At 61.1% G+C, this 10,582-nt stretch carries 7 protein-coding genes; 1 reads left to right on the forward strand and 6 read right to left on the reverse strand.

Annotated features, from left to right (window positions below; all coding sequences use genetic code 11):
- Positions 1-402 (reverse strand): NAD(P)-binding protein (locus tag WBF74_RS05880; protein ID WP_424436602.1); only part of this gene is annotated, 402 nt, incomplete at its 3' end.
- Between the two features lie 125 nt (positions 403-527).
- Here WBF74_RS05880 and WBF74_RS05885 point away from each other — a divergent pair.
- Positions 528-1,385, forward strand: coding sequence for a fumarylacetoacetate hydrolase family protein (locus WBF74_RS05885; RefSeq protein WP_424436605.1), 858 nt, complete (start codon positions 528-530; stop codon positions 1,383-1,385).
- A gap of 6 nt (positions 1,386-1,391) precedes the next feature.
- Here WBF74_RS05885 and WBF74_RS05890 read toward each other — a convergent pair whose 3' ends face one another.
- From WBF74_RS05890 to WBF74_RS05910, 5 genes are all read right to left on the reverse strand, one after another.
- A complete protein-coding gene (locus WBF74_RS05890) occupies positions 1,392-4,592 on the reverse strand; it encodes an efflux RND transporter permease subunit (RefSeq protein WP_424436608.1) in 3,201 nt (1,066 codons plus the stop codon).
- Positions 4,589-5,725, reverse strand: a complete 1,137-nt coding sequence (locus tag WBF74_RS05895; protein WP_424436611.1) for an efflux RND transporter periplasmic adaptor subunit — start codon at positions 5,723-5,725, stop codon at positions 4,589-4,591. The genes WBF74_RS05890 and WBF74_RS05895 overlap by 4 nt, the downstream gene beginning before the upstream one ends.
- The gene (locus WBF74_RS05900) at positions 5,718-6,251 is read right to left on the reverse strand and encodes a PadR family transcriptional regulator (protein ID WP_424436614.1); all 534 of its coding nucleotides are present in this window, start codon (positions 6,249-6,251) and stop codon (positions 5,718-5,720) included. The genes WBF74_RS05895 and WBF74_RS05900 overlap by 8 nt, the downstream gene beginning before the upstream one ends.
- Positions 6,252-6,460: 209 nt before the next feature.
- Positions 6,461-8,320: an acetyl-CoA hydrolase/transferase C-terminal domain-containing protein gene (locus tag WBF74_RS05905; protein ID WP_424436617.1), complete on the reverse strand. Its 1,860-nt coding sequence runs from the start codon at positions 8,318-8,320 to the stop codon at positions 6,461-6,463.
- Positions 8,321-8,343: 23 nt separating this feature from the next.
- Positions 8,344-10,582, reverse strand: a 2,239-nt coding sequence (locus WBF74_RS05910; protein WP_424436620.1) for an acyl-CoA dehydrogenase, incomplete at its 5' end; no start/stop codon positions are given.

Genomic DNA, 10,582 nt, shown 5'->3' on the forward strand with positions numbered 1-10,582 from the left:
GCCCTGATCCGTTTCGATGGCCCAGAGCCCGCTCGCCGCATCATGGCGGGCGGCTGTCACGCGCGTTGAAAAACTTATGTCGCGCCGAAGGTCGAGCTTGTCGGCAACATAGTTCTGATAGCGGAGGATTTCGGGTTGCGCTGCATAGCGTTCCGTCCAGGTCCAGCCCTTCTGGATCTCGTCGGAAAAGCCGTATTGATATTCGAGGCTTTCCACATCGCAGCGCGCGCCCGGATAGCGGTTCCAGTACCACGTGCCGCCCACGCCTTCGCCTGCCTCGATGACGCGGACCGAAAGGCCAAGGCTGCGCAGCCGGTGGAGCATATACATGCCGGCAAACCCGGCCCCGACAATGATGGCATCGAAACCCGGCTTGCCGGACCTGTTCTGTTTCTCCGTCATTATTCTTTCCTCCCCCGAGGTTATGTTTTCCGACAGTCTAAACAGGTGTTTGCGCCGGAGAAAATGCGATTGAACCGCTGCGGCCTCTGGCGCAGAGTTCCGGCGACGAAAGAGGGAGAGCGGCAATGCGGCTTGTGACGTTTGAAAAAGATGCTTCGGCGAGGCTCGGCGTTCTCGCGGGCGATGAAATTGCTGATCTTTCGGGGCTTGCAGGCGCGCCCGTCTCCCTCTTCGATCTGCTTCAGGCGGGCGGCGATGCCGTAGCGTCAGTCAAGCCTCTGCTGGAAAAGGCGCCCCGGCTGCCGCTTTCGGGCGTCAAGCTGCTGCCGGTCATTCCCCGGCCCGGCAAGATCATCTGCCTCGGCCTCAACTATGCTGAACACGCGGCAGAAGGCGGCCGGGAGAAGCCGGATTATCCCAATTTCTTCATGCGCTCGGCGACAACGCTGATTGGGCATGGCGCGGCCATTCCCCGCCCGCGCGTCTCCGAGCAGCTTGATTTCGAGGCGGAGCTTGCGGCAATCATCGGTCGTCGCGTGCCGCGCCATGTGGCCAAGGCGGACGCGCTTTCTTATGTGGCGGGTTATGCCTGCTTCAATGACGTGTCGGTGCGGGATTATCAGCGCCGCACGCCGCAATGGACCATCGGCAAGAATTTCGACGGCACCGGCCCCTTCGGCCCTGCCTTCGTAACGGCGGATGAATTGCCGCAAGGCGCGACGGGTCTCAAGATCGAATCCCGGCTGAATGGCAAGATCATGCAAAGCGCTAATACGCGCGACATGATCTTCCCCGTGGATGAGACGATCATGCTGCTGTCGGAATGCATGACGCTGGAGCCGGGTGACGTGCTGGTAATGGGCACGCCCGCCGGTGTCGGCTTTGCGCGCACGCCGCCTGTATGGATGAAAGCAGGCGACACGATCGAGGTTGAGATCGAAGGTGTCGGCCTGCTGTCCAATCCTGTGGTGGATGAGGGCTGAGGCGGCTTACTCTGCCGCGCGCTGTGCCGCCATCACCGCCTGCAAATCCTTCTGGCCGCTCCGCCGCGCCGCCCGCTTGGCGCGGATGATGGTCGGTGCCGCAAGCAGCACCGGCACAAGGACCAGCGTCAGCAGGGTGGAGAAGGTGAGACCAAAAATGATGGCCGTCGAAAGCTGAACCCACCACACCGCGACCGGCCCGCCAATCACGATCTCGCGCGTCGCAAAATCGAGATTGATCTGAAGCGCCATCGGCAGAAGGCCGAAAATGGTGGTGATGGTTGTGAGCATGATCGGGCGAAGCCGCTGACCCGCCGTGCGCAACACCGCCTCCACCACATCCGGCGTATCCCTCCGGAGCCGCTGATAGGTGTCGATCAGAATGATCGAGTTGTTCACCACAATGGCCGCCAGCGCGACGATGCCGGTGCCCGTCATGATGACGGAGAAGGTCTGCCCCGTGACAATCATCCCGATCATTGCGCCGAATACGGACAGCACCACCGCCGAGAGCGTCAGCCCCGTATGGTAGAAGCTGTTGAACTGCGTAAGCAGGATGATGAACATGAGGAAGAGGGCGGCGACAAGCGCACCGCCAAGGAAGGCCGCTGATTCAGCCTGTTCCTCATTCGCACCGCGGAAGCGGACATTGACGGCAGGATCGATCTCCTGTTGCGAGACCCATTGGGAAAGCTCGCGTACCATCGAGTCCACATTGATTTTCTCGCCCGTGGCAGGATCAACCGCCGTATTCGCCTTCACGACGAGACGGCGCACCCCGTTTATGCGTTCGATGGAGCTGACCTGAGGCCGTGCCACACGGGTGACGAAGTTCGAGATCGGCACGAGGCCTGCCCGCGTCTGAACGCGCAGATTGTCGAGCTGGTCGAGCACACGGTAATCGTCCGGGAAGCGCACGCGAATATCCACTTCGTCGCGCGCATCATCCGGCCGGTACTCGCCAACCAGAATACCGTTGGTAACGAGCTGAATCACCGCACCCACCGAGGTGACGTCCGCACCGAAGCGGCCCGCCATTTCGCGGTCTACCGTCAGCACCCATTCGACGCCAGGCAGCGGTCGCCCGTCTTCAATGTCGATGAGACCATCCACCGTATCGAGATAGTCGCGGATCAAGCCGGTGGTTTCGAGCAGCTTCTCATAATTATGCGAGGTAAGCTCGATCTGGATGTCCTTGCCGGTGGGCGGGCCTTCCTCCTGCTTGCGCACTTCCACTTTGATACCGTGCAGTGCCTGCGCCTTCTGGCGGATTTCTTCCAGAATGATGGCGCCCTTGCGGCGCTCTTCATAGGGTTTGAACTCGATGAGAAGCTGCGCGATCAGATCTTTGGGAATGTCGCCCCGCGCGCTGGAACCGACGCCCATGCCGGGCGCCGCGCGTGTGAAGACGGTCTTCACGCCATCCGTTTCGAGCAGGATTTTTTCCACGTCCTGCGCCAGCTCAAGCGTATTGGCAGCGGAGAGATTGCCGCGTGCGCTGACGAGAACAATGGCGCGCTCCGGCTCCGTATCCACGAAGAACTCGACGCCATTGTTGAAGATCGAAAAAAGGATCGTCGTGCCGATCACAAAGACGCCCGTGCCCGCAAGCCCGCGCCAGGGGTGATAGACGAGGCGATCGAGCATCCGCACATAGGAACCGGTCAGGCCCGGCAGCGCGCGAATGTCGCCCGTTTCGGCACCGGCGAGCTGCTTCAGAACCGCCTCGTTTCCTGTTTCCACCTTGCCAAAGACGGAACCAAGGGCGGGCACGAAAATCAGCGCGGTCAGAAGCGATGCCGTCAGCACAACAATGAGCGTGATCGGCAGATAGCTCATGAACTTGCCGGATACGCCCGGCCAGAACAGCATGGGCAGGAAGGCCACAAGCGTCGTGGCGATGGACGAGGTGACGGGCCAGAACATGCGCTTGGACGCAAGCGCATAGGCCTCGCGCTTGTGCATGCCTTCGGCCATTTTTCGGTCGGCATATTCCACGATCACGATGGCGCCATCGACCAGAAGGCCCACCGCAAGCAACATGCCGAACATCACCATCATGTTGACTGTGTAGCCCGATGCCGAAAGGAAGAAGAAGGCGATCATGAAGGAGGTGGGAATGGCGACACCCACCAGCGCCGCCGAGCGAAGCCCGAGCACGGCCACGATGATGACCATGACAAGCACGATGGCCGTCATGATGGAGGACTGAAGAGAGCCGAGCGAGCTGTAGATCCAGTCCGAGGCATCAAGCGTGAAGTTGATGTGGATTGCGTCCGGCCAGTCCCGTGTGAACTCTTCGACGACGCGGCGCACCTGCTCGTTATTATCGATGATGTTTGTGCCGATGCGCTTCGTGATTTCGATGGCAATAGCCGGATGCCCGTTGAAGCGCGCATAGCCATCCGCATCCTTGAAGGTGCGGCGGATCTCGGCGACATCGGAAAGCGTCACAACAGCGTCGCCCGACACCTTGATCGGCAGTTCGAGCACATCCTCGCGCGTCTCGAACAAGCCCGGCACCTTGATCGAGAAACGGCCTTGCCCCGTGTCGATATTGCCGGCTGCGACCAGCCGGTTATTGAGCGAGACGATGTTGAGCAGCTCGCCATGCGAAATGGCGTAGGATTCAAGCTTGGCCGGATCGATGACGATTTCGAGAAGCTCTTCGCGGTGACCGACAAGTTCGGCCTGAAGGACGGTCGGAATGGCTTCGATCTCATCCTTCAGTGCCTGTGCTGCGTTGTACAGCGTGCGTTCCGGCACATCGCCCGACAGCGTGACGACGAGAACGGGAAAGAGCGAGGTGTTGAACTCGCGGATGATCGGTTCTTCCGTGTCGCTCGGCAGTTTTGCGCGCGCAAGGTCCACCTTCTCGCGCACATCCTGCAGCGCGGAGCTTTTGTCAAAGTTCACATCGAACTCGAGCAGGATTCCGGCATGGCCCTGCGAGGCGATGGCGACGATTTCCTTCAGTCCTTCCAGCGAGCGCAGTTCCGTTTCCATCGGCCTGATGAGCAGGCGTTCGGAGTCTTCGGGCGAAATGCCGTGATGGAGGATCGAGACATAGAAAAGCGGAATCGGAATATCCGGGTCCGCTTCCTTCGGGATCGTGATGAAGGAGATGACGCCCGCCGCCACGAGGAGAACCATCGCGGTAAGAACGGTGCGGACGCGCTGCAATATGGCGTCAATGGGGGAGATCACAGAGAAGCTCCAGCCTGTGTTGCGGGCACGGTTTCAACCTTCTGCCCCTCGGTGACGAAATCCTGTCCCACGGTGATGAGCGTGACCTTTTCAGGCAGACCCGTCACCCAGAGCCCTTCGGGCGTGTCGTCGATCGGGCTGATCTGATTGAAGGTAACGCGCCCTGCCTCATTCACAATGCGCACACCGACAACGCCGCCATCATTAAGCGTGATGACATTGCTTGGAATGCGGTGCGCAGGCACGGGATCAGCCGGAATCGAAATCTCGGCGGTGACACCGGAACGCAGGCGGAGATCCGTGTTGGGGATCTCAAGCTCCACCCGGAAAGTGCGCGTCGCGGGGTCCGCTGTTCTCGAAACGAAATGGACGCGGCCTTCTGCCGTCTCGCCGGTGACGAGGCGCGCGGTGCCCGGCGAGCCGTCCTTGATGGCGCCCACGCGATCTTCCGACACCTGGCCAATAACGAGCAGCGGATCAAGCTCCACCACCAGCCCGCATACATCGCCCACGCGCATATAGTCGCCAACCTCGACCATGCGGTTGTCGAAGACGCCATCGAAAGGTGCGACGACATTTGTCTGGCGATATTCGATTTCCATCTGCTTCAGCCGTGCGAGGGCAGCGTCATAGGCGGCCTTGTCTGCAGCGGCGACAGTGGGCGCGCGGTGGCCCTTTTCGGCAAGCTGGCGGGAGGCATCATATTGCAGCTTGCGCTGCGCGACGAGCGCGCGCGCCTCGGCGAGCTGTGCGTCGCGCGCATCGATCCGCAACCGGCAAAGCACATCGCCCTTTGCCACACGCTGTCCCTTTTCCACCGGGAGTTCGAGAACCGTCCCTTGCGTTTCCGCCCGCACCTGCACGGCGCGCTTGGCCTCCGTGCGGCCGCGAATGGTGACAAAGCCTTGCCGCAGGGTTGCCTGCGATTCGATGACCCGCACCTTTGGCACCACCGTATTGGCGGCATCGGCTTCAGCAGCGGTCATACCGTTGCCGTTTCGGCTGGGGCCGGTGAAAAATCCGCTGACGAACCAGAGCAGGATTGCGACTGCAATGCCGATGGCGATGAGATGGGAACGGCGAAGCTCACCACCTGTCACCTTGGCGATGAAATTCCGGGGGTCGTTAGACATGTGCTTTTTCTTCAATTGCGACATCCTCGATCTGATGCCGGTTTCGTTCGAGGAAGTCGATGGAGGCGGTCAGGACCGCAAGTCCGTAGCGGCGGGCAAAATCGACGCCGGGCGTGTCGGCCTCTTCGTTTCGTGAAAGCTGGTCAGCCTCTTTTTTCATGGCAGCAAGGCGCTCTTCCAGAAGCGTCCGGACGCGGGAGCGCGGCAGCATATGAGCAAAGAGGATGGTGAAAAGGAATTCGGAGCGGAACTTGTCCGGCGCAAGCGGTTCGCCCAGCGCCTCGCGAAGTCGCTCTCTCCCCTTGTCGGTCAGGGAGTAGATTTTCTTGCCTGGCCGCCCCTCCTGCGCCTCTGCCTTGCAGGTGACAAGTCCTTCGTCCGTCAGCCGCGTCAGGGCCGGATAGATCGACCCGTAGCTGGCCTCAAGAAAATGGCCGAAGGGGCCATCCTCGAACATTTTGTTGATCTCGTAGCCCGTGGCATCGCCAAAAACGAGAGCGCCGAGGCAAAGGGTCGTCACATGCATGGGCAGCTTGTCCCTGCGTCACCCCTGTCTCGTCGAGACGACGATCATGCCGGGCGATATATCGGCGCTATATATGTGTGAGTGATGCAGCCTGCCAAGGCCAGCCAGGCAGATTGCTGCCATTTTGAGTCTATTTTCCCGGCAGGTGCGGCGCCTATGTAACACCGCTATTTCACTGTTCAAGCGGAGCCGGACTACGCAAAACCGTCTCAGACGCCGGAAGCGGAAAGCGCCCCGAGGAGCAGCCGGCGATAGATCCTTTCCGTCAGCCCTGAGGGGGCGGCAAGCCCCATCCGCTCCAGACATTCGCTGCGCGCGGCATCTTCCTTTCCGCCCCGCAGCGCAAGGCGGATGAGGTCCCCCTTCGTAGCGCTACGCAGCCGGCCAAGGGCGGGCATCAGGCGAAGCTCGACTTCCGTGAAATCGCTGCCAAAGGGGAAAAGCGGCAAAAGTCCTTCCGCGCTCGCCTCATGGAGCGCCGCGCGCAGCCTTTCAGGCGTGTTGTTGCGATGCTGAGGCGGGATTTCATAGTCGTCTGCGATCTTCCCGGCCTTCTTCGCCTGCGCCAGAAGATCGCCCTGAAAACGGGAATCGGCGACGGAAAGCATGGCCGCCACCACCTCGCTGTCGCTTTTTCCGCGCAGATCGGCAATGCCATATTCCGTCACCACAATGTCGCGCAAATGGCGCGGAATGGTGGTGTGCCCATAGGAAAAGACGATGTTGGAGACGGTCTTGCCATCCTTGCTGCGGGTGGCGCGCAGCGCGATGACGGAGCGCGCATCGGGCAGCGCAAAGGCTTGCGATACGAAATTATATTGCCCGCCAACGCCGCTCACCACGCGGCCATCTTCAAGTCCGTCTGAAATCACGGCCCCTGTCAGCGTCGCCATCATGGCGGTGTTGATGAAGCGGGCCTTCCGGCGCGCGGCCGCTTTTTCTGCCTCGCCGCCATAAAGCTCGTTCACATAGCTCACCGGCACCATGCCGATCTTTGCGCGGGTGGCGGAATCCATCTCATGGAGCTTGCGATAGAAATTGCGCGAGCCGAGGAAGAAACCGGCATGAACGAGAATGCCGTCCACTTCGCGCTTGATGACGCCCGCTTCCATGAGGTCGAGAAAACTTTCGACCAGCATTTCGCTCGCGCCATAAAGCCCTTCGCTGAAGGGTGCGCGCTCCGGGCCCGAAATCTTCAGCCGCTCATGCAGGGCCTGATAGGCCTCATTGTTGCGATGGCGCAGGCAAAGTGCATGACCGATCGCATCGCCGATCGAACCGATACCGATTTGCAGCGTGCCGCCATCCGGGATGAGGCTTGCTATATGCGCGCCGATGGAATGATCGACCAGCGAGACAGGTTCACGCGGCGGTGCGAAGAGCGGGTAATGCAGCGCCTCATTGTCGAGGAGATAATCGAACTCGCCCGCTTCGACTTCGGCCACGCCGGTCATGTAAGGCAAATGGCTGTTCGTTTCGCCGATGCTGATGAAATCAGCGCGCCCTTCGCGCCGCGCGGCGATGAGATCGGGCGAAATATCGGGATTGCAGCTCAGGCTGAAACGGCTTCCGTCGTCTGACGGCACGACAAGCTGCGCAATGACATTGCAGCCGACATCAAGAATATAGCGCAGCACATGGGTGTAGTTCGCGGAGATGTAATTCTGCTGCTGCCGCGCGGAGCCGAGCCAGCGGCCTGCCTGCATGAAGAACTCGTTGATCTCGATATTCTTCGGCAGCGTTCCCTTGCGCAGCGCGCGCGTATAGCTGACTTCGGGATAACCCCCGAAAACGCGCTTCAGAACAGGTGCCATGAAGCGCGCTTCAAGCCCGCTGCCTGCGCCCGGCACTTCCAGTGTGAGGCCGGTGAAAATGCGAAGCGAGACCGACGGGTCGGCAGTAGCCCGTTCAACCAGCGCATTCACCAGATGGTTCGGCTTGCCAAGTCCGAGCGGCACCGCAAGCACGATGCGCTTACCTACACGCGCAATGATTTCTTCAGCAAGGGCGGCCGGGTCTGTGAATGTTTTTGGGCGGGTCGGCAAGGCGTGCTCTGCTCCGTCGGTCATGATTCACGGAGCATGATAGCAGCTTAACCCGTTCCAAGCCGCCTTGTCGTTCGGGGGTCATCCTCTTGCCCCTCCGCCGGACGCGATGTGTGAAGCGCAAGCTCTTCAGGCGCAAAATCATTCACGGCGACGACACGCGCGAGAAGGCGCTGGTAATCGCCGATCCGGGCCGCTTCCTCGCTGGTGAGAAGGCCGCTTGCAAGCGCCGTCTCAGGGGCGGCAATCTTTGCCTCGCGCATCCTGTCGCGCGCCGTCTGGGTCAGAGCAGAAAGCGAGAACGCCTCTTCGAGCACCGCCACGGCATCGCCCGCCTTGCCCGGATAAAGGCCGGATGTCAGCCTGTCGCGCGTGGCCGAGGGCGCAAGCAGAAGCTCGGCGCATTCCCGCGCAAGATCATCAGAAGGCCCGTGCCGCCTCACGCCAAGCGGTTGGATGATGAGTTTCGCAACCAAGCCAATCAGCCTGTTGGGCAGATTTGCGAAGACTTCGGCGAGATTGCGGTCGATACGCGCAAGCCCGTCCGCCATGCAGTATCGGAGCAGCGGCAGGTCGTCTTTCTGCCGTCCCTCATCCTCCCAGCGTTTCAGCACTGCCGCGAGCAGATAGAGATCGGAAAGAACATCACCAAGCCGCGCGGAGAGCATTTCCCTGCGCTTCAGCGCGCCGCCAAGCGTGAGAAGCGCAAGGTCCGAGATCAGTGCAAAGCTCGCGGCGCGGCGCGAGAGTTGACGATAATGGGGTGATGCGGCGCCTGCGCGCGGGGCAGGGGCGAAGAGACCTCCCGTCCAGTTGCGGCCCCATGCGCGGAAAAAAGTGCGAACACCATGCGCGACATGCAGCCAGAAGGCTTCGTCGAAGGCGTCAAAGGCGGCCTCTTCATCTTCCTCCTCCAGCGCCTTCATCTCGTCGAGAAGATACGGATGGCTGCGAATGGCACCCTGACCAAAGATGATGAGATTGCGGGTGAGAATATTCGCGCCCTCAACCGTTATGCCCACAGGCACGGCGCGGTAGAGATTGCCGAGATAATTGGACGGCCCGTCAATCACGCCCTTGCCCGCGTGAATATCCATCGCATCATTGACTGTCTCGCGCATCCGCTCGGTCGCATGTGCCTTCATGATGGCGGAAATGACGGCGAGTTTCCGGCCGCTATCAAGCCCTGCGCAGGTGAGCCGCCTTGCGCCATCAAGCAGATAGGCCGTTGCCGCAATATGGGCGAGCCGCGCCCGCACGCCTTCAAACTTGCCGATGGGCAGGTTGAACTGTTCGCGCAGCCGCGCATAGGCGCCCGTGGTGCGGGCAGAGAATGCGGCCGCCGCCGCAGAAAGCGAGGGAAGCGAAATGCCGCGCCCGGCCGCAAGTGCGCTCATCAGCATCTTCCAGCCCTTGCCCGCCTGTTCCTCACCGCCAATCAGATGATCGAGCGGGATGAAAACATCCTCGCCCTGCACGGGACCGTTCTGAAACATCTGGAAGGAGGGAAGATGCCGCCGGCCGATACGGATGCCCGGAAGATCTGTCGGCACCAGCGCCACGCTGATGCCGCGCTCTTCCGGCCCGCCAAGCAGCGCTTCCGGGTCGTGGAGCTTGAAGGCAAGGCCGAGCACAGTGGCAACAGGCGCAAGCGTGATATAGCGCTTCGAAAAATTGAGCCGGATGCCGAGAACTTCCTCGCCCTTCCATATGCCGCGGCAGACGACCCCCGTATCCGTCATGGAGGCTGCATCCGAACCGGCAGCAGGACTTGTCAGGCCGAAGCAGGGAATTTCCTCGCCCGCCGCCAGGCGCGGCAGCCAGTAATCGCGTTGTGTCTCCGTGCCGAACTGCATCAGCAATTCGCCGGGGCCGAGCGAATTCGGCACCATGACGGTGACGGCGGCCGTTGCCGAGCGGCTGGAGATCTTGCGGATGATTTCCGAATGAGCGAAGGCCGAGAATCCGAGCCCGCCATATTCCTTCGGAATGATCATGCCGAAGAAGCGATTGCGCTTGATGAAGTCCCAGGTCTCCGGCGTGAGATCGCCGTCTTCCCAGGTGATCTTCCAGTCATCGAGCATATCGCACAGCTCTTCCACCGGCCCGTCCATATAGGCCTGTTCTTCGGCCGTAAGCGTGGCGGGTGGTGTGTCGAGCAGTTCCCGCCAGTCGGGATCGCCGGTGAAGAGTTCCGCTTCGAGCCACACATCGCCCGCCTCGAGCGCTTCGCGCTCGGTTTCGGACATGGTGGGAAGCGCCTTCTGCGCCCAAGCGAAGACAGGC

The organism is Parvibaculum sp. (assembly GCF_049672805.1).
GTDB lineage: Bacteria > Pseudomonadota > Alphaproteobacteria > Parvibaculales > Parvibaculaceae > Parvibaculum.